Annotated in this window: 14 protein-coding genes; 3 read left to right on the top strand and 11 right to left on the bottom strand. The window is 45.9% G+C overall.

Annotated features, from left to right (window positions below):
- Window positions 1-214 precede the first annotated feature (214 nt).
- From GSQ66_RS07380 to dinB, 11 genes are all read right to left on the bottom strand, one after another.
- Complete coding sequence (locus GSQ66_RS07380) at window positions 215-517, bottom strand: hypothetical protein (protein ID WP_162426874.1); 303 nt, start codon at window positions 515-517, stop codon at window positions 215-217.
- An 8-nt stretch (window positions 518-525) separates the two neighbouring features.
- Window positions 526-867: a zinc ribbon domain-containing protein YjdM gene (locus tag GSQ66_RS07375; RefSeq protein WP_162426873.1), complete on the bottom strand. Its 342-nt coding sequence runs from the start codon at window positions 865-867 to the stop codon at window positions 526-528.
- A gap of 164 nt (window positions 868-1,031) precedes the next feature.
- Window positions 1,032-1,298: a dienelactone hydrolase family protein gene (locus GSQ66_RS07370; RefSeq protein ID WP_162426872.1), complete on the bottom strand. Its 267-nt coding sequence runs from the start codon at window positions 1,296-1,298 to the stop codon at window positions 1,032-1,034.
- A 28-nt stretch (window positions 1,299-1,326) separates the two neighbouring features.
- On the bottom strand, window positions 1,327-2,064 hold the full coding sequence (locus GSQ66_RS07365) for an alpha/beta hydrolase family protein (RefSeq protein WP_162426871.1): 738 nt from the start codon (window positions 2,062-2,064) through the stop codon (window positions 1,327-1,329).
- Between the two features lie 77 nt (window positions 2,065-2,141).
- Window positions 2,142-2,645 carry a DUF6438 domain-containing protein gene (locus GSQ66_RS07360; protein ID WP_162426870.1) on the bottom strand — a complete coding sequence of 168 codons (504 nt, stop codon included), beginning with the start codon at window positions 2,643-2,645 and terminating at the stop codon, window positions 2,142-2,144.
- Between the two features lie 25 nt (window positions 2,646-2,670).
- Window positions 2,671-3,252, bottom strand: coding sequence for a hypothetical protein (locus GSQ66_RS07355; RefSeq protein ID WP_162426869.1), 582 nt, complete (start codon window positions 3,250-3,252; stop codon window positions 2,671-2,673).
- A gap of 109 nt (window positions 3,253-3,361) precedes the next feature.
- Window positions 3,362-5,200: a membrane protein insertase YidC gene (gene yidC, locus GSQ66_RS07350; RefSeq protein WP_162426868.1), complete on the bottom strand. Its 1,839-nt coding sequence runs from the start codon at window positions 5,198-5,200 to the stop codon at window positions 3,362-3,364.
- A 27-nt stretch (window positions 5,201-5,227) separates the two neighbouring features.
- Window positions 5,228-6,841: a CTP synthase gene (locus GSQ66_RS07345; protein ID WP_162426867.1), complete on the bottom strand. Its 1,614-nt coding sequence runs from the start codon at window positions 6,839-6,841 to the stop codon at window positions 5,228-5,230.
- A 1,179-nt stretch (window positions 6,842-8,020) separates the two neighbouring features.
- Window positions 8,021-9,082, bottom strand: a complete 1,062-nt coding sequence (locus GSQ66_RS07340; RefSeq protein ID WP_162426866.1) for a PA0069 family radical SAM protein — start codon at window positions 9,080-9,082, stop codon at window positions 8,021-8,023.
- Window positions 9,083-9,285: 203 nt separating this feature from the next.
- Complete coding sequence (locus GSQ66_RS07335) at window positions 9,286-11,781, bottom strand: zinc-dependent metalloprotease (RefSeq protein WP_162426865.1); 2,496 nt, start codon at window positions 11,779-11,781, stop codon at window positions 9,286-9,288.
- A 1,036-nt stretch (window positions 11,782-12,817) separates the two neighbouring features.
- On the bottom strand, window positions 12,818-13,864 hold the full coding sequence (gene dinB, locus GSQ66_RS07330) for a DNA polymerase IV (protein WP_162428973.1): 1,047 nt from the start codon (window positions 13,862-13,864) through the stop codon (window positions 12,818-12,820).
- A 335-nt stretch (window positions 13,865-14,199) separates the two neighbouring features.
- On the opposite strand from dinB, the gene GSQ66_RS07325 reads away from it, so the two are divergent.
- The 3 genes from GSQ66_RS07325 (at window position 14,200) to GSQ66_RS07315 (ending at window position 20,947) form a co-directional block, all read left to right on the top strand.
- Window positions 14,200-16,440, top strand: a complete 2,241-nt coding sequence (locus GSQ66_RS07325; protein ID WP_162426864.1) for an NHL repeat-containing protein — start codon at window positions 14,200-14,202, stop codon at window positions 16,438-16,440.
- Between the two features lie 185 nt (window positions 16,441-16,625).
- Entirely contained in the window at window positions 16,626-18,122 is a 1,497-nt protein-coding gene (locus tag GSQ66_RS07320) for a T9SS type A sorting domain-containing protein (protein WP_162426863.1), read from the top strand.
- Window positions 18,123-18,481: 359 nt separating this feature from the next.
- A complete protein-coding gene (locus GSQ66_RS07315) occupies window positions 18,482-20,947 on the top strand; it encodes a TonB-dependent receptor (protein ID WP_162426862.1) in 2,466 nt (821 codons plus the stop codon).
- The last annotated feature ends 30 nt before the right edge of the window (window positions 20,948-20,977 follow it).

The following is a 20,977-nucleotide window of genomic DNA, read 5'->3' as shown; positions in this document are numbered from 1 at the left end:
ATCTGTAGAGACGCAAAACCTTGCGTCTCTTTTTTTAGAAGCAGGATTTACATGCTTTAGCTCTCGCTCGCGGGGCGCGAGTAAGAGCTATAGGCGTACTCTGGCCGCTTTATAGTTGAATACTATAGTGCGGGTTAGTCCTTATAGTTCAAAGTAGCAGGACGCCACATATAGCCCACACTCGCGGGCGAGACCATCCAAACTTTCTAACTTCTCAACTGCCAACGATCCAGCGTTTCAATACATCGCCGACAACATACGAGACCCCGGCAGCAAGAGCTCCAGGTATAAATGTTTCTGCAATTCCACGCCACCGGTGTTTATCTTTTGTAATTACGTCTACAACCTGCCCCGGGTATCCCTGGAATTTGAGAAAAACGGATGGGTGTATCTTCATTATGGCCAAAGCCTGAAGGTACGAGCTTATAGTTTGCTGTAAAACAGGAACGCTGAACTTGTTAGAGTTCAGCGTTACATTTCTGCAAAAGCCGGATGCTTTATAGCATAATAGCGGCAACAGGGTTATTAAGCCTTTCTTACGAATTCTGATTTAAGCCCCATGGAGCCAAAGCCATCAATCTTGCAATCGATGTTATGATCGCCCTCGGTGAGGCGTATGTTCTTTACTTTTGTACCGGCCTTTACTGGCTTTGGAGCACCTTTTACAGGCAGATCTTTTATAACAACAACAGAGTCACCATCCTGAAGCACATTTCCGTTCGCATCTATTACTTTTAATCCTGTTTCTTCCTCCTCTTCACCCGGGTTCCACTCGTTACCACACTCCGGGCATACGTAGGTGTCGTCGCCCGAAGCGTAACCATAAGGCGAGCTGCATTTCGGGCATTGTTTCATTTCTTCTGACATAGTACTGTTTCGTTTTATTATTTCGACTTCTATTATGCTGGGTTGTATAGCTGTATGTTGAGGCCAGGCCTACTTATTTGGCGGAAGTACAACTATTACAAAGGTAGGGTTATTTGAGAAACCGTGAAGCAGGAGTTGGGTATTGGTAATGTATCTGCTACACTTTATTGTACGCTGGATGCTGTTGAGTTATAGGTTGTTTTCTCAAGCCAATCCTGCCAGTCCAGTGCCACCTGATCCCATCCGAACTTATCATAGTCTATTTTTCCTTCTTTGTTAAAACCAAAGTAGTTGTGCTCTACTCCAATGTAAGGCCTGAATGTAAAGTTCTTTTTCCCTTTTCTAATGGTTTCCAGCCTGAGGTAATCATTAAAGGTCACGCCATGGTCTTTTGTGCCATAAGTAATGAGCACCGGTATCTGAAGCTTCATCAGGTACTCCATGGGAGGGATGGAGAAGTCATAGGTGGTTTTGTATGCATCCCCTCCTTGTGACGTTACATTTGTGGGGGTCGTCAACAATGGTTTGCCAGTACCTGAAGGCATTTTCAGAACCGGTGCCAGCAGAGTCGTCATATGCTCTGGCCTGAGAAATCATAGATGCCATTCGCCCGAAAGGGTTGCCACCCGAGTAGATCAAATGCGTTACCGCTTTGCTCTCAAGCGCTAGTTTGGCCGCCACCGTGGAGCCAGCGGAATGACCGGCCACAATCAGTTTATTTTTTTTCACCCATGGCTGCTTTTTAAGATGCTTAATCACCTCTTTGTTACGGTTTACATAGTAATCTACGTTGTCTCTGGGGTAGAACCCGGCAGGTGGAATACCTGTTTTGGGATCAGTGTAAGCGCCGTGTTTCAGATCGCTATAGTTGGCAATTAACGGCACATATGGTTTACTTATGATAACCAGATGATAATCAATCAGCAGGCTGTCCGTTTGGAAGGGGAAAAGCCTGTAGGGCTTTCCTTTGTCGTCAAGTAATATTAGAGGACGTGCCTGGGAGCCCTGATCAAAAAGAAAAATGGGTTTCGCTTCCTTTTCCTCACCTTCTTTTGACATAACCAGAATATCCACCGGATCCTTTTTATAACTTATCTGCAGGTGACGATAGCCAAAGTCTTCCGGTTTTTTTGCCTGTGCCGCCGCCTGTAAGACAATGCAAATAAGTAAGAATAGCAGTAAGTAAAGCTTTTTCACGCTATTGGCAGTTGTATTTATCCTAACCTTCTATTCCGGCCAAGTTAAAGAAAATACAGGAAAGAAAAAGTCTGGAGTTACTTATCCGGCGTGGCCACATGTTTCCAGATGAGTTGGTGAACTTTCTGGGTGAACATAACCAGCTTTTCAGGGCCGCCCTCTTCGTGTTTAATGTGCTTTACTTCTTTGCCGTCTTCATAAAAGTACAGATGCGTGGCAGGCATATCAGACCATTCGGTTTTATAGTAGTTCTGCAGGTTTTTATAGTTCAGCCCGGCAATGTCTGTTTGCAGTGCCTGCAGCTCTTTTTCTGACAGCTGAAAGGTAAGCGTATCGGTAACAGGAACATGCTCCCAGGGAACAAAGCGCACGCTACCATTACTGTATATCAGCGCTTCGTAAGAAGGGCAGGAGCCAAAGCAGGGAGTCTTCTGAAACATGAGTAATGGCGAATCAGACTGTGCAGCCGTAGAATTGGAATGGCCAGCGCTTTTACAGCTCAGTAAACACAAAACAGCAGTAACTATAGTTAGTGTTACAAGTTGCTTTGTTATGTTAAATGGAAAGCTGTGTATGGCCATTTTATAGTTGAACTATAGTTCAGAATTACTTTATTGCATGCAGTTTGCCATCTACCAATTCATAGGCCTGGGGCTTGCAATCCCGGCATTCGTTATAGTTTACTGTTGAGTCGGGAGGGTTAAGTATAAAGATACGGCTGTTCTTGCTGAATCTGGCTCCGGCGCTGCCCTGTATCTTTTCCACGATCTTCCCATTCTCGCGGTCAACTATAAAATGCTGCTGGCAGGCAGTACCGCAACCTATTGTTACTACCGTATATTTTCCGGCAAAGTTTACGCCCTGTGCCATTCCTTCGCGCAATGCCGTCTGATACGTACGGGCATCGGCGTGACTTGCTTCATCGGCAGGCGCCAGTTTGCCCCGGAACATGTTCTTAACATTATAGTCGCCGCTGTTCTCATACTCTTCGGTTGTGATACGGTAACGTTGGTAGAGGTCAGCATTTTCTTCGTTGCGCATGGCTAAGTTAGCGGTGTCACGTTCGAGTTGCTTCTCGAGTTTGGGGTGGGTGCTGGCTAAGTTTTTATCATCGTCGGAGCCGGAACTGCAGGCACAAACTATAGTTACAGACAGCAGCAGGAGAGGGTATTTCAGGTTCTTTTGCATATTTTTTTCTTTACAATCCTACATACGGCGCAAGCGCAACTTTAGCCAAACAAAAAGCCTGTCTGCATCGGGCAGACAGGCTTTTTATAGTTTAAACTATAAGGCAGGCTTATTTTTTAGCGCCTTTGTTTTTCTTTTGCTGCTCTTTTTCTGAGGCTGCGCGCATCGCTTCCTGCATACGCTCGGTAAACGACGGCCCACCGGTTTTCTTCTTTTCCTTACGCTTCTCTTTGTTATCTTCCAGTTTAGCGCGCACTTTGCCTTCATCTACAAACTTGCGGATAATTGCCTGCTGGCCGAATGTTACCATGTTAGAAACAAAGTAGTAGAAAGAAAGACCTGCCGGGAACGAGTTAAGAACGAACATGAAAATAACCGGCATCAGGTAACTATAGAACTTCATGGCACCCTGCATCTGGGCGTTCATCTGGTTGTTAGACCAGGTATAAAGTATAGTAGAAGCCGTCATCAGCAAGGTAAACATACTTACGTGGTCGCCATAGAACGGAATCGTGAACGGCAGTTTTGCAAATACATCGTACGTCGAAAGGTCGGCAGCCCACAGGAACGGCTCCTGGCGCAGCTCAATCGAGTTCGGGAAGAAGTTGAACATCGCAAACAGGATCGGCATCTGCAACAGCATCGGAATACAGCCGCTCAGCGGGTTCACGCCCATCTCGTTGTAGAGCTTCATGGTTTCCATCTGCGTTTTCTGCATATCGCCGTCGTTACGCTCTTTAATGGCATCAATCTCAGGCTTTAACACCTTCATTTTTGCCATAGAATAAAACGACTTGTAAGTAAGCGGGAAAAGCAGCGTTTTAATATACAGTACCAGCAGGATAATGATGATACCATAGTTGCCGATATAGTTCTCCAGGAAATCGAATGCCGGGATGATCAGCCATTTATTAACCCATGAGAAGATTCCCCAGCCCAGGTCAAGGTTTTTCTGGAAATCGTTGCCGATGTTCTTTAGTATCTTGTATTCGTTCGGGCCGAAATAATACATGAATTCAGCCTTGCCATTTAACGCATCCTGAGCAGGAATAAGCGCCTGCGACGCCAGCGTTTTAACTATAGTAGAGTCGGCAGGATTTGTTTCAGATGCCAGTTTGGCACCGGTAAAGCTGTTTTCGGCAATAATACCAGCCGTAAAGAAGTTCTGCTTATTGGCTATCCATTTAACAGGCTCTTCCACAGCCATTTCTTCTTTATCTTCTGAGATGGACAGGTGATCGTAGCCATCCTCAACAGTAGCGAAGTTTATAGTTGTTTTGGAGCGGTTGTGCTTCATGTCGCGCTCCAGCTGCTTTATGTGGTCCGTCCAGGTATAGGTAAGGTTTTTGCCGTTAATCTGGCCCTCCAGACCTTCAAAACCAAGCTTGTAACCCAACTGGAACGTCTCGTCATACAACGTGTAGATCTGGTCGATGTACTGCCCGTTGCCAACATTTGCGCGAAATACAATTACCTGGGTACTTACATCTTTATCCGTTCCTTTTTTAATTTCAGAAGGCGTAAAGTACAGATCAGACAGCTTTATGGTCTTTCCGTCATTCGTTGTGAAGGCAACGTCTGTCTTGTTACTTTCCTTATCAAAAAGAATTAACGGCTCACCCTGGTAGGTTTTATAGTTTTTGAGTAAAACCTCTTCTACCTGGCCGCCTTTTGTATTAAAAGTAATCCGGATGTTGCTATTCTCGAGGGTGCTTGTGCTGGCTGTGCCGGTTGCTGCTGTTGCAAACGAACCCATGGATGCAGCCTTCTGCGCCTGCGCCAGCGAGTCGTTCTCAACTGCAGGTGTATTTTGCAATTGCTCTACTTTGGCTACTTGTTCTGTTGCCTGTCGGGTTGCTGCTTTTTCATCCGTTCCGGCAAAAAAGAACGAATATGCCAGTAGCAGGAGGGCAATCAGTCCGAAGCCAATAGCTTGATTTCTATCCATTTAATAAAGTGTGTAAAGTGTTATAGGTTACTTAGATTGTGTATAGTTCATGGCCGCTTTCACAAATTTAGTAAATAACGGGTGCGGGTTAAGCACAGTGCTTTTCAGTTCCGGATGATATTGTGCTGCCACGAACCACGGATGGTTCTGTAACTCAATAACTTCTACAAGTCCTGTTTCCGGGTTAATGCCTGTTGCCATCATGCCGGCTTCTTCAAAAGCCTGAAGATACTGATTATTAAATTCGTAACGATGACGATGGCGCTCGGAGATTTTAGATTTCCCGTAAATAGCATACGCTTTTGAGCCTTTTTTAAGTTCACAGGCATAAGCGCCAAGTCGCATTGTCCCGCCTTTCTGGGTAATTTCTTTCTGACTTTCCATCAGGTCGATGATCGGATGTGGCGTATCGTTATCCATTTCAGTGGAGTTGGCGCCCTGCAGGCCAAGCACGTTGCGTGCAAATTCTACAGCAGCACACTGCATGCCCAGGCAAATCCCGAAGAATGGTATTTTTGACTCGCGTGCAAAGCGGATAGCTTCCATTTTGCCTTTAAAGCCACGCTCACCAAAACCAGGCGCAACCAGTATGCCATCCAGGCCTTGCAGCGTAGCCGCTACGTTTTCATTGGTAATGTTCTCAGACTGGAACCACTTCAGGTTTACTTTGCATTCGTTGGCCGCACCTGAGTGTATAAATGCCTCTACTATAGATTTATAAGCGTCCGGCAACTCAACGTATTTACCCACCAGGCCAATTTTTACTTCAGCAGTGGGATTTTTAAGCCTTCCCAGGAATTCTTTCCAGGTTTCCAGTTCCGGATCTGCTTTATGTGGTAATTTAAGCTTGCTGATCACGCGCTCATCCAGCTTCTCTTTACGCATCAGCAACGGCACATCGTAAATCGTTTCCGCATCCAGCGACTCGATAACAGAGTTTTGCTTCACGTTACAGAACAATGCTATTTTTTTGCGCAGGTCCATCGGGATCGGGTATTCTGATCGACAAACCAGGATGTCAGGCTGCACACCCGCCTCAGAAAGGTCGCGTACGGAGTGTTGTGTAGGTTTTGTTTTAAGTTCTCCGGCAGCTTTCAGGTATGGTACCAGGGTAAGGTGGATAACGCAGGTCTCGTTTACGCCAAGTTCCCAGCGCAACTGGCGAACAGCTTCCACAAAAGGCAACGATTCAATATCCCCAACACAGCCACCGATCTCGGTTATAACTATGTCGTACTCACCGGTTTCGCCAAGCAGTAACATGCGGCGCTTAATCTCATCGGTAATATGCGGAATAACCTGCACCGTTTTGCCCAGGTAAGCGCCCTCGCGCTCCTGCATAATCACGTTATAGTAAATACGGCCTGTTGTAACGTTGTTTGCCTGGGAGGTAGGCACGTTCAGGAAACGCTCGTAATGGCCAAGGTCCAGGTCTGTTTCGGCGCCATCTTCGGTTACATAGCATTCGCCGTGTTCATAAGGGTTCAGGGTACCCGGATCTATGTTAATGTAGGGGTCGAATTTCTGAATAGTTACAGAGAACCCTCTTGCCTGCAGCAACTTAGCGAGAGAAGCGGAAATGATGCCTTTACCGAGCGAGGATGTTACACCACCGGTAACGAAGATATATTTAGTAGCCATAAGTTAGGTTAAACTTTATGGGCTACAAAGGTACACGTTTTATTTGATTATCCGGTAAGTAAGAGAGATTGTTGTGTTTTTTGATAGTGATCGTCTGAAACTGGAATTTATTGAATAGGAGGTACGGCAAGACTTTGCATCGTGCATAGATTCTGCTAGCGTTTAAGCTATAGTTCCACTTTGTCATTTCGAGCCCAGTCGAGAAATCTATCTCAGTCAATAGTTTCCCATTAGTGTCATCCCGCTCGTAATCGATAAATCTTATATATCATAGATGTTCTTTTTTGTCATCCTGAGCATTCTTGAGGCGCGAGCCGAAGAGAGCCAGCATAGCTATGAGAGATCTTATTTGTTCTATAGTTTCTCTTTTTGTCATTTCGACATTAGGAGAAATCTGAGTTCTATAGTTTGAAACACTACTATCCGAACCAAGCCTTCCTTTCATAGCTTTCTTCAATCCTGGGAGCTTTACTTACCTATAGTTTTATAGTTGGCTTTGGTGCCCTCACGGCCGGGAGGCCCCGTCTTGGGGGTAGGGGCCCTCGATAAGGGCATCGCGCTGCTGCTTTCTTGCTACCCTCGCTCTGCTCGGGTTGCCTTGCGGCACCGCAACAAAGCAAAGGCGCTCAACCCAAAGACTGTGATCAGGTCGATAGCTAAACTATAGTTGAGTTAGGAGTTGATGCACTTAGCTTGATCATGTTTGTATTTCCGTAGGGACAGGTCGCGACCTGTCCGATCCTGGTCTGTAACTATAGAAAACTCAGATTTCTCCTTTCGTCGAAATGACAATTGAAAAGTAATAGTAAAAAGTCCCCCTTTGAAGGGGCAGGGGGATGACAAACACCCACTATAAAACGATATCCTCAACTATAACAACAACAGAAATTCCCCTCCTCGGAGGGGCAGGGGTGGGTTAAAACAGTAACTATAAAACGAAAACATCAACTAAAGCAGTAGCCTAATCCTGAGAATCCATTAATCCTGTAAATCCCGGTTCAGACAATTAATACCCCTGCCGGCCAGTAGAGTAAGGAGACTCAACACTATAAAAAGTCACGAGCGAGGACGCTCGCGCCAGCAATACGAACTGTAGAACTATGACTTTTACAAAACTCCCTCTCTTGTTTTGGGGGTAGGGGCCCTCTTCAAAAGGAGAGGGCTGGGGTGAGGTAAATCCTAAAATAGCCCCAACTGCTTTCCTTTGCTATTACAGAAGTGATTATAGTTGTAAGGTTTTATAGTTCGGCCGGCCATGTATTTCTGCTTACTCATCCTGAAGAGCTTGGCTATAGTTTCTGCAAATTTGCCTTCGCCGCTCATACGGGTGCCAAATCTGCTGTCGTTTAGCTGTCCTCCGTGGCAGTCTGCAATCTGGTTCAGTACTTTCCGGGCGCGATCTGGGAAAGCCTGCGTTATCCAGTCTTCGAAAATAGGACCAATTTCGCCGTTTAACCGAACTATAGTATAAGCAGCATTTTTAGCGCCGGCCTCGGCAGCCTGTTTTATGATCTGCGGTATCTCGGAATCATTCAGGCCCGGAATAACGGGAGCCACCATCACATTTACGGGTAAACCTGCTGCGCTCAATTGCCTCACCACATCCAATCGTTTAGCTCCGGTGGCAGTTCTGGGTTCCAGTTTCTGGCGCAGTTTTTCATCCAAAGTCGTAATGCTGATATTCACGTGTACAAGGTCAAGCTTGTTAAGTTCGGTCAGGATGTCAAGGTCGCGGAGGATAAGGGCATTTTTGGTGATAATACTTACCGGGTGGCGATACTGCAAAAGGATCTCCAAGATCCGGCGTGTAATTTTCTTTCTGGCTTCGATGGGCTGGTAGCAATCGGTGTTTCCGGCCAGCATAATGGGCATCACCTGCCAGTTTTTACTCTCCAACTGTTTTATCAGCAACTCCGGCGCATTTTCTTTAACTATAATCTTGCGTTCAAAGTCCAGCCCGGCGCCATAACCCCAGTACTGATGCGAGTTACGCGCATAGCAATACACACAACCATGCTCACAACCCTGGTAAGGATTCAGCGAATAGCCCATTCCCAGGTCCGGGCTATCTATTTTATTCACTATAGTTTTAGGGTGGGTCGGCAAAAACTCGGTTTTGGAATCTGAAAGCATCGGCTCATCCAGTCCTTCAATATGTTCGGTTACATAGGCCTGTTTCAGGTATTTGTTGGCAGGGTTATACTGCGCTCCACGTCCTTTCAGAAAATCTTCCGGTTTCATGTTGCTAATATAGTTAGAAAAACTAAATTAACTAGCAATTTAAGGTGTGTGATTTCACAATTATTCAGCAGAAAAAAAAATGAATTAAGGAAATTTGTCTCTATGAGAATGCTGCAATTAGTATGGGTTATCAGAAACAGGCAATAAAAAAAAGCACCGGTTCAAAAGAGCCGGTGCTTTTTAACTATAACTATAGTTTAGAATTAACTTTTCGGATTCAGGATATTATCGATGCGAACCAAGGCATCCTGCAGGTGGTATTTCGTCATGGTATCGCTGGTTTTGGCAAGCGACGCCTTGATCTGGCCACGCAATGTGCTTAGTTCACCACGTACCATCGGACGAATATCAGACTGTGCTACGTTTACAGGAGTGCCGCCTCTGCCAAAACGTGCAGCTGCAGTTTGTTCCTGGTCTTTCATCAAAAACTCCATGCGCTCTAAATAGCCACGCTGCAGGTTACGACGGTAGATGTCGATAGACTTGCCAGTCAAAACTTCAGACCATAAACCTTTACGCAGATCGGCCATCATTTCAGGTAACGTGTAGGCTTTGCTACCTAAAGCAGCCTGTGCTTCCAGTAAGCGTGCCATACGACCTGGCTCTAACAGGTTGTTTACAATACTTACCTGTGCATTACGAATACGGTCTACGGTACCAGCCGATTCAAATTTACGGATGATCGTTTCGTCCAGCATCCAGGTAGGCGTAGAAAGACCCTGCTGATTCAGGAACTGCATGGCGCGCTTCTGCTTTTCTTTAGCAACCGGCTCATACACGTTTCCTTTCTGACCATAGGTTTTATAGTTCTCATACACACCACCTACGTTAGCCGTTACGTGGCCCATGTAGCGGTTCCACTGACCCAGCACCTGGCCATACATTTCCTGCAGGTCAGCATAGTCTTTGTTCTCCTGTGCCGTCCAGGTGATCAGGTTTGGCATAATGCGCTTCAGGTTGGCAATACCATAGGTACTGGCAAGCATAGCATCATCGCCTAAATCTTCTGTCTGCGAAGACGGATCGATCGGGTTGCCCTGCTGGCGACCGAAGCGGTACATCGGGTCATTCTCGTGCTGTCTGATCCAGGCATTCAGTTTTTCGGTGTTATCGCGGCCGTTTGTCTCCGGGAAATAAGTGTAACCCCACTTCACAGAATACTTGTCATAGATACCGATACCTGGCATCAGGGCAACGCCTTTATCTTCAGGCTGCGCGATATAGTTAAAGCGGGCATAGTCCATGATAGAAGGAGCAGTGCCGTACTTTTTAGTGAACTCAGCATCACGCAGTTTCTCAACCGGGTACGCAGCACTTGAGCCCATGTTGTGCGGCAGACCAAGCGTGTGACCAACTTCGTGAGACGATACGAAACGGATCAGTTCGCCCATTACTTCGTCGCTGAACTGTACTTTACGGGCTTCCGGGTTTATGGCAGCAGTCTGGATGAAGTACCAGTTGCGCAACAGGTTCATGACGTTGTGGTACCAGCCGATGTGGCTTTCCAGGATCTCACCGGATCGTGGGTCGTGTACGTTAGGGCCATACGCATTCTGCACATCAGAAGAGAAGTAACGGATTACAGAGTAACGGGCATCTTCAGTGCTGAACTCCGGATCTTCTTCAAACGAAGGAGGGTCCTTGGCGATGATCGCATTTTTGAAACCGGCAGCTTCAAACGCTTTCTGCCAGTCCTCTACACCAAGTTTCAGGTATTTTCTCCATTTTACAGGCGTAGCTGGGTCGATATAATAAACGATAGGCTTTACAGGCTCAACCAGTTCGCCACGGGCGTATGCTTCCTTGTCTTTTGGTTCCAGTCTCCAGCGCACAATGTAACGACGGGCTGCTGCACGCTGCTCATCAGTACCATAATCTGTCTGCGAAATAGTAAAGAAACCCACACGCTGATCGAACTTACGGGATGCCATTGGCTTTTTAGGCAGCAATACCATCGAGTGGTTCAGTTCTAACGAAATTGTTCCGGCGCTTGAATTCGATGGGGCGTTCGTTGCCTCATACGTCATCAAAGAGCGGGCTTCGATGTTAGTCGGGAAGCTTTTAATACTTTCAACAAACGAACGTTTATCGTCCAGGCGTCTAACTTTATAGGTATCGCGGTTACGCTGATCCAGTCCTAAAGCAGGCACGTCTTTCGAGAAGAAATCAGTGACCTCCACTACAGACGCTCCGGTATTAAATGCCTTAATATCGAAAGCCTGGATAACAGGGGCCAGGTTAGAATTTTGTACCGAATGGTAGATCTCGAGTGTGTCAGCGGCTACGTTCTCGTAAGAAATTACGCGCAGTAAAATGCGGTTGCCTTTCTTTTCCCAGCGCAGCATTTGTGTGTTCAGCTCTTCGCCACCATAGCCAATGTTTGTGGCTGTTTTGGCAATACGGCTCACCATCAGCATGTCGCGGCCCAAAAGCGTATCCGGAATCTCGTAGTAATACTTATCATCCTGACGATGCACTTTAAATAGACCTTCGTCGGTTACGGCCTTGTCAGTAATTACCTGGCTGTAAGGCTTTGGTAAACCGTCGTCTTTTTTAGGAGCCTGGGCAGGCGTAGCTGCTGCAACTTCCTGTTTTTCTTTTTTCTTCTTCTTGCTCTTCTGTGCAAAAGCCGGCGGTGCTATAGTTGCACCAGCTAACAATAATGCTACAAAAGGAGCAAAACGTAAATGTTTACTCATGTGTTAGAAATAAGTTAGTTAGATTGGGTTAGTAGCTCAGGAGCTGTGTTTTTCTTAAAGATAGGAAAGTCTTAGAGAATGGCAATAGTACCTGTGGCTGTTGTTAAGACTGGAAATTAGTGCAATGGTTTAATACCTGTTAGTAAAGATTATTTCAGAAAATGAATTCTTTTTACAGCCTGTCTTATCACGAGTTATCTGAGGATTCGTTTGAGTTCTATAGTTTCTGATCTGTCATCCTGAGAGAAGCCGAGGGATCTTATATTTTCTATAGTTCTCTTTTGTCATTTCGAACAGCGTGAGAAATCTGAGTGTTATAGCTGCAGTTACAACCTAGCCTTTTCTTCTATAGTTTCTTCTAATCCTGGGAGCTCTAGGTACCTACTGTTCTATAGTTAGCTTTGGTGCCCTCACGGCCGGGAGGCCTCGTCTTCGGGCATCGCGCTGCTGCTTTCTTGCTACCCTCGTCCCTCGGGTTGCCTGGCGGCACCGCAACAAAGCAAAGGCGCTCAACCCAAAGACTGCGATTAGTTCGATAGCTAACTTTATAGTTGATTGAGAAGCTATAGTTGCATCGCTTTATCGTGGCAATAATTCCGTAGGGACAGGTCGAGACCTGTCCGATCCTGGTCTGAACTATAGAACTATAGCTCAACCATAACTATAGCCAAAATTCCCCTCTTGGGAGGGGCAGGGGTGGGTTAAAGCAGCAACTATAAAACAATAACCTGAACTATAGCAAAGGCAGAAAAGCTCCTTCCCCTGTTTTGGGGGTAGGGGCCCTCGATAAAAGGGGAAGGCTGGGAAGGGGTAAAACGCCAACTATAGAACTATAGCTGCAACTATAGCAAATAACCTTTATCCCAGAAATTCCTTAAATCTCACTTAATCCCGGTTCAGACAATCCTTGCCCTTGCCAGGCCAGTTGCTTCAGGTGACTCCACACCATTCCAAGTCACGAGCGAGGACGCTCGCGCCAGCAGTACGAACTATAGAACTATAGCTCAGTCAATCAAAAAAGCTGTTAACCATCGGTTTAGAATTCCAGCGTAAACTGGTAGCCTTCCTGCAGGCGGTCGTGCTGGTAAAGGAGCGAACTGGCCGAAATGCCCAGCAAGCGAACCGGGAACTGTGGTAGTTGTGGTGTGCGTAATAAGTCGCGGACTACGGTATAAATCGCGTCTTGGGAGTCGAACTCGCTCAGAAAGGTCTTACTTCTGGTATTTAAAGTAAAATCAAAATATTTGATCTTAAGCGTTATCGTTTTAGCGGTTGCTTTCAGGCGTTCCATGTCCTGGGCTACTTCTTTTGCCAGGTGGTGCAGTTGCTTCAGCATGGCTTCTTCTTCAGACAGATCAGTTTCAAAAGTACGCTCTGAGCCAATGGATTTACGGATACGGTGGGGTTGCACGTCGCGGTTGTCCTGGGCGCGGGCAATGCGGTAATAGTAACTGCCCACCTTACCAAAATTCCGGATCAGTTCTGCTTCGGAGCGCTCACGCAGGTCGGCACCGGTAATAATGCCCATACTTTGCATTTTAGCCGCTGTTACCTTCCCAATGCCATGAAATTTGCCTATATCCAGACTGGCCACAAGGTCTTCGGCTTTGTCGGGTGTAATAAGCGTGAAACCGTTTGGCTTGTTCATGTCCGACGCGATCTTAGCCAGGAATTTATTATAGGATACACCTGCCGATGCCGTAAGGCCCGTCTCCTCAAAAATGCGCTGCCTGATCTGGTTGGCGATGATGGTAGCTGAGGGCATTCCGATCTTATTCTCGGTCACATCCAGATACGCTTCGTCCAGCGAAAGCGGCTCTACCAGGTCGGTGTAGGCAAAGAATATTTCCCTGATCTGGCGGGAAACGGCGCTGTAAACATCAAACCGGGCTTTTACAAAAATGAGGTGTGGGCAACGCTGGGCTGCTATTTTAGAAGCCAATGCAGAGTGTACCCCATATTTACGGGCTTCGTAGCTGGCTGCAGCCACCACGCCTCTGGCCCGTGAGCCACCAACCGCTACCGGTTTGCCACGCAGTTCCGGGTTATCACGCTGCTCCACCGACGCAAAAAAGGCGTCCATATCTATGTGAATGATCTTGCGGATGGGCTGGCTCAAAAGGTAAACTATAGCTGAAGTGTAAGTGCAAATTTAACGATAAACCAGCAGAGATATTCAACTATAGTCAGCGGATTATTTACTCAGAGCATTTAAGCTAAATCCGGGGTAGGAGGTCATCATGATTGGGTAAAAATAACACTATTCTTCTTTTTGTTTTAACCAATAATACAATATTAAGTATAAGAATATCTGTAGGTTATAATCTTTGCTTATAGCAGTTTTCTAACAGTTAATCTCTTTATAAATCATTATCTGATTAGTCCGCTTGTATAGTTTTCACCTCGAAATTTAAGTCTATGAAACAAAATTTACTCCTTTTCCATTTTCTTTACATTTCACTTCCCCATAAAGGCAAAATCCGGATCGGCAACCTGCCGGGTTATATTTTGCTGGCGCTTTTTCTCGCAGGATATGCAAGCCCTGCAACTGCACAGCTTTCAGAAATCTGGCGGACACCTGCATTAGCAGGCACCGGGCAGGAGAGTATGACTCTTGTTTCGCAGGCAGTAGATCATGAGCAGAATCTTGTAGTTTTAAGTTATACAGGTGCAAACACTCCTGAAAGAAAAGTGGTGTTGCATAAGATAAACCAGGAAGGAACTATACTCTGGGCCCGAACTTACACCGGTGAATCAGGTAGCATATCAAACAGTCCCTCTGATTTAAAAATAGATAGTAAAGGCAATATTTATGTTTCGGGGACAAGCGATTATGCCGGCACCTATAAACGGTTTTTGATAAGGTATTCGGCTGACGGCGCTTTTGTCTGGAGCAAACTTTATAGTTACGAGGCAAGATGGAATACGCTTCAGAATTTTACTGTAGGTGCTGATGATGCCATTTATTTAGCAGGAATCTTCAATGAAGGGCAGCAGGTACGTGTCGTTACTCAAAAGTTAAATGCATCAGGCAATGTGGTATGGGAAGAGTTTTACGAGCCGGGAGTGGTAGATTTAGGTGAGGAGGTAGTAATTGATGTTGACAATAAAGGCGCTGTATTCGTGGCAACAAATGCCAGAGGGTATCAATCCAATTACACTTTTACGCTGCTTAAGTATAGTGCTGACACAGGAGATGTGTTGCAAACACAACAACATGGCAGTAATACGCTACCTAGCAGAGAGCAGATGACAAGGCTACTTATTTCATCATCAGGTAATATATTTGTTTTTACTAGCGCCAAAAACTCAGCTGTGTCCGCTAATTTTACCGATCCATTGCTATATGTGATCTCAGGTACAGGCACTTTGATTAACAGACTCAGGGTAGCGCAAGGAGTGCAGCATAAAGATGGAATCCCTATTTTTTATGTTAATGATGTTGAATTTAATGCAGATAATGAACTGATTCTGCTTGGCACAAATGCAAGGTACAGGTCGCATTATGATTATTTCATCTCAAAATACACCCCTGATGGCACAAGAGCCTGGTTAAAAAATTTAAATGTTTACGAAGGAAGCAATATAAAGCAGTTTGTAGCCAAAGACCTGGCGATCCTGGATAATCAGGAGATTGCTGTGATCGGTGATTATTCGGTTTTTATAGAGATAAATGGTTTCCCTCCTGTCAGAAATGTTATCGAAAAGGCAAAACTTATACTGGCACTTTTCGACCAGAACGGGAATGAAACATGGCGCCATTTAGATCAGAAGAATAACGACGTTGAAAACTATGGCGCCGGAATAAGTAAAATTGAAGGGAAAAGTGTTTATGCAACGGGTGGCGTAGCTGGTACACAACCAGGCACTTTTGCCATGAAATTCGCCGACTGCTCGGGTTTTACAGCCAGTGCCGGCACCGATAAGGAAATATGTAAAGGGAGTAATGTGCAACTACAGGCTTCAGGTGGAACAAACTACATATGGTCGCCGGCAACAGGGCTCTCAGCAACAAATGTAGCCAACCCGGTAGCCTCACCAACAACAACTACAACCTACACAGTTACAGTTACCAATGCTGATGGCTGCACCGATACAGATGAGGTTATAGTTAAAGTAAATGACAAGCCCGCTGCAACTATAAATGCTGCCGGCGAAACTACCTTCTGCCAGGGAGGCTCTGTGGTGCTTACTGCCACTCCCGGAACAGATTATACCTATCAATGGCTGAAAAACGGCACCCCGATAAACCAGGAAACGGCCCACACATATACTGCCACTACAGCCGGCGATTATAGTGTTATAGTTGAGAATGCCGGTGGCTGCTCAGTTACTTCTGCCATTGTAAAAGTAAACGTAGCTGCAGCAGTAACAGCATCAGCAGGAACAGATAAGGAAATCTGTGCAGGCAGCAATGTGCAGCTACAGGCTACAGGTGGCACTAGCTATTCCTGGTCGCCGGCAACAGGCTTGTCTGCTACCAATGTGGCTAATCCTGAGGCTTCGCCAACCACTACAACTACCTACACAGTTACTGTCAGCAATGCCAGCGGCTGTTCTGCTACCGATCAGGTTGTGGTAAAAGTAACAGCAAACCCAACGGCCACTATTACAACAAAGGGCGGAACAACTTTCTGCGAGGGGGCTCCCTGGTATTAAGCGCAAACCAGAGTACAGACTATAGTTACCAGTGGTTTAAAAATGGCAACCCGATCAATCAGGCAACAGGCAGCAGCTTTACTACATTTTCAGACGGAGAATTTACGGTTAAGGTAACAATGGGTAGCGGTTGTACAGCAACCTCATCTCCTGTAAAAATTACTGTTAATAAACCGGCAACCGTGGTGGCAGGAGCAGCCCAGAGCGTTTGTGCCAATGCAGCAGCCTTTACGTTATCCGGTTTCAGTCCGGCGGGCGGTACGTGGTCGGGTACGGGTGTGAGTGCGGCGGGTTTGTTTGATCCGGCAACGGCAGGCGTAGGAACACATACTTTATCCTACACCGTTAACCAGGATAACTGCAGCGCAACCGATACCAAAACGATAACTGTAACTCCGGCAGTTGCAACACCAGGAACTATAAGCGGCAATACTACTGTATGCGCAGGCACAACAAACCTAAGTTATACTATAAACGCTGTTGCCGGCGCTGAGAACTATACCTGGACCATTCCAGCGGGCTTTACCATCACCTCAGGGCAGGGAACATCTGCTGTTAAAGTAACGGCAGGGGGTAATGGCGGCAATATTACCGTTACAGCAAACAGTAGCTGCGGTGCATCCGGGGCGTCAACTATAGCTGTAAACGTGAGTACAATTACGGAAGCAACTATAACAGCAGAAGGCAATACAACTTTCTGCGAAGGCGGCTATGTAACCTTAAAAGCAACAGCAGGGAGCAACTATAGTTACCAGTGGCTGCGCAACGGTACGGCTATTTCAGGAGCAACTGCTGCCAACTATAACGCTAGCACTACCGGCAACTATACAGTCAGGATATCCAGCGGAAGTTGTGCTGAAACCTCAGCGCCGGTAGCCGTGAACGTAACATCTGCCATCCGGAACAATGCCATCTCATCGGGTAACCAGAACGTGTGTGCCGGTACAGCAGTGGCAAACCTGCAGGGCAGCATACCAACCGGCGGATCAGGAAACTATAGTTACCAATGGCAGCAAAGCAGCGATGGGACCAGTTTCAGTAGTATTAATGGCGCTACTTCGCAGAACTATAGCCCGGGCAACTTAAGCAACACTACCTGGTTCCGAAGGGTAGTGACGGCAGGTGGTTGCAGCAGCACCAGCGAGGTAGTTAAAGTAACTATAACTGCTTCGCCAGCGGTTTCTTTGTCTGCTTTTGAAAAGGTTTGTACAGATAGTAACGTGCTGACCTTAACCGGCGGGCAACCTGCCGGCGGCACATACAGCGGAAATGGCATAAGCAACGGAGTGTTCAATCCGGTAACGGCAGGAGCGGGAGCGCATACCATAACGTACACGTTTACCGACGGCAGCGGCTGCTCGGCTACAGCTACGCAAACTATAGTGGTAGCGGCAGAATGTAATGTAACCGGTGTGGAAGAAGATGAGCCACCACACAAATTCGTATTCTTCCCGAACCCGGCAAAAGACAAGTTAAATATGGAAGTAGAATTGCCTGACAGGACAGATGTAACCATACAACTGATGGATGCCCGCGGCAGTGTTATTTTACAACAAGAATTTAGGGGCCAGGTTGGGACGTTTAACGAAGTATTGCAACTCCAGAACAAGGCCCGTGGCATGTATTTCCTGCGCTTCACCACGAAAGATGGTTCCTATAACCGGAGAGTAGTGTTGTGGTAAACCTTAAGCAAGACGCTACCGATAACAGACAACTGTACTAGTTTCAGAGTCAGTCTGATCTAACTACTTTCCGGTAAAAAGCCAGCCTTATTTCAGAGGCTGGCTTTTTATGTTTCGCCAACTTATATGGCAATAAGATCACCAACCATAGAGCAGTTTACCAATTGTAGCTATAGTTTATTTATCATTTTTCAAGGCTAGCCTGAACCATGTTGTTACATCCGAATAAATTTTTTATTATAAATATTTGATTATCAGCTAATATGTAATTGGGTGGTATTTTTTATTTGGAATAAATCTAAATAGGTGTTTGTTTTGTCACGCTATTTAAAATTAGTCTAAATAAACACACCATCTATATGCGATATATCTATAAACTTCAGTGGCTGCTTTGCTTTGTCTTGCTGCATGTTGCCTTATCGGCTATGGCGGATACAGCCGGAAAGACAGGAAACATTTCAGGAAAAGTAACGACCAGCGATGGCCAGGTTGCATCTTTTGTAACTATAGCATTGCCTGAAATTAACCGGGGCACTGTTACTGGTGAAGACGGGCGTTTTACCCTTAGTGGCATCAAACCCGGCACTTATACCTTACGTTGTTCATCTGTTGGCCTGGAGCCCCGCGAAACCACTGTAACGGTAGAACTTGACAAAACCACTCGTATCGACTTCACCCTGAACGAGAGTGCGGCACAATTATCTGAAGTAGTAGTAACTGGTGCCAGAAGCATAAACCGCAAGCCCGTAGAGATGGGTAAGATCGCCATCAACCCGATCGATATGCCGCAAAGTATGGCTGTAATTGGCAGCGAAGTAATTGCAAACCAGCAGGCCTCTAAACTGAGCGATGTTATTAAAAACGTGAACGGTGTGTCGTTGGGAACTACACGCGGCTCTACTTCCGAAACGTTTTTTGCCCGTGGCTATAACCTGGGTGCTAACAACATCTTGAAGAACGGAGCCCGCTCTAACTCAGCCGTAATACCGGAAGCCAGCACACTGGAAAGGGTAGAAGTACTGAAAGGAAGCGCTGCCTTATTATACGGTAACGTAAGCAGTGGTGCCGTGATAAACATGGTAACCAAGCAGCCTAAATTTAACTATGGTGGCGAAGTTTCGATGCGCGTTGGCAGCTATAACCTATACAAGCCGGTGGCCGATGTATACGGCCCGATCACAAAGAACCTGGCCTTCCGCGTAGTGGGTACTTACGAAAACGCCGAAAGCTACCGCACCAGCGTGCAGTCAGAGCGCTTTTATGTAAACCCATCATTACTTTACAAACTGGGCGCTAAAACCGAGATTTTGGTACAAGGCGATTACATGACACACGATTTTACCCCAGACTTTGGTATCGGTACGTTGGGTGGCAAAACCATCTCAAAAGATATCTCCCGATCTGCTTTTTTTAACACGCCATGGGCTTTTAACGAAGTAGAGCAAACCACCACTACAGCAACTATAAACCATACCTTTAACGATGCCTGGAAACTGAATGTAGTAGGTTCTTACCAGGCTTTTGACCGCAACTATTTCTCAACAGAACGCATTCAGGCAGATGAAGTAGGTGACTGGAAACGTAAACTGACCCGCTCTAAAATAGGCGAAGATTATTATACCGGCCAGGTAAACCTGAACGGAGATTTTAAAACCGGAAGTATAAGACACCAATTGTTAGTAGGCGTTGATGCAGAACAGTACATGAACATCAGCCATACTTTTAATATAGATTTAATGGGATTGGAAAATAAGAAAAGTGGAATATATGATACCATTAACATCTTAAACCCGAGCAAATATATAGCTCATACTTATGAGCCGGTTACAGACATGAAAACAAGAACGGAAGCACCTACGCAGCGCATCGGTTTTTATGCCCAGAACCTGTTTAGCCTTTCAGAAAAATTTAAAGTATTAGGCGGAATACGCTGGTCGGTGCAAAGAGTGGGAGTATCTGATGTATATAACTTTGAAACGGACACAAAAGCACCTGCCGCGAATACAAAAACCAAGTACGACAGAGCCTTTTCGCCACGTGTGGGTCTAGTTTACCAGCCGGTATCGTTCATCTCCCTGTTTACCAGTTACTCAAACAACTTTACGCCAAACTCAGGCACCGATATTTATGATCAGGCATTAGAGCCTTCTATCATAGACCAATATGAGGCAGGTATAAAAACAGACCTGTTGCAGGATAAATTATCTGCTAACGTTACAGTTTACAGAATTAAGAATAGCAACCTGGCGCAGATGGCGCAGTTTAAAGCGAATGGTACTGTAAACAGCGAATCCAACATTAAGGAACTGACCGGCGAAACTACCAGCGATGGCGTAGAACTTGACCTGAACGGTACGCTGGATAACGGCCTGACTTTCCTGGCGGGTTATAGCTACAACGACATGCGTTATACCAAAACATCCGGTTTGACTGGCAGCTACTTAGAAGGTGAAAGATTAGTAAGCAGCCCTGCACATACGGCTAACGGATCAGTATTTTATACATTGCAGAGTACAGCACTTAAAGGCCTTAAATTCGGAGTATCCGGGTTTTACACCGGCGAACGGAATGCAGGCTGGAATACTACACACGTTGTAGCTACCAAACCTGACGGAACAAAAGAAAGATCACTGAACAATCGCTTGTTTGCAGTTTATGGCTTCACGACGTTTGATGTATCAATGGGCTACACTTACAAAAAACTATCGTTGCTGGGCAAGCTTTCCAATATTACAAACGAGCTTAATTACTACGTGCACGAGAACTATAGCGTGAATCCGATTCCACCACGCCAGTTTGTAACCACGGTGTCGTACAAGTTCTAATTTATAGTTATAGTTATGAACAGAGCCAGC

The sequence above is a fragment of the Pontibacter pudoricolor genome (assembly GCF_010092985.1).
Classification (GTDB): Bacteria; Bacteroidota; Bacteroidia; order Cytophagales; family Hymenobacteraceae; genus Pontibacter; species Pontibacter pudoricolor.
Note: the sequence above shows the minus strand (reverse complement) of the source record. Positions and strands in the feature narration are given on the sequence as shown.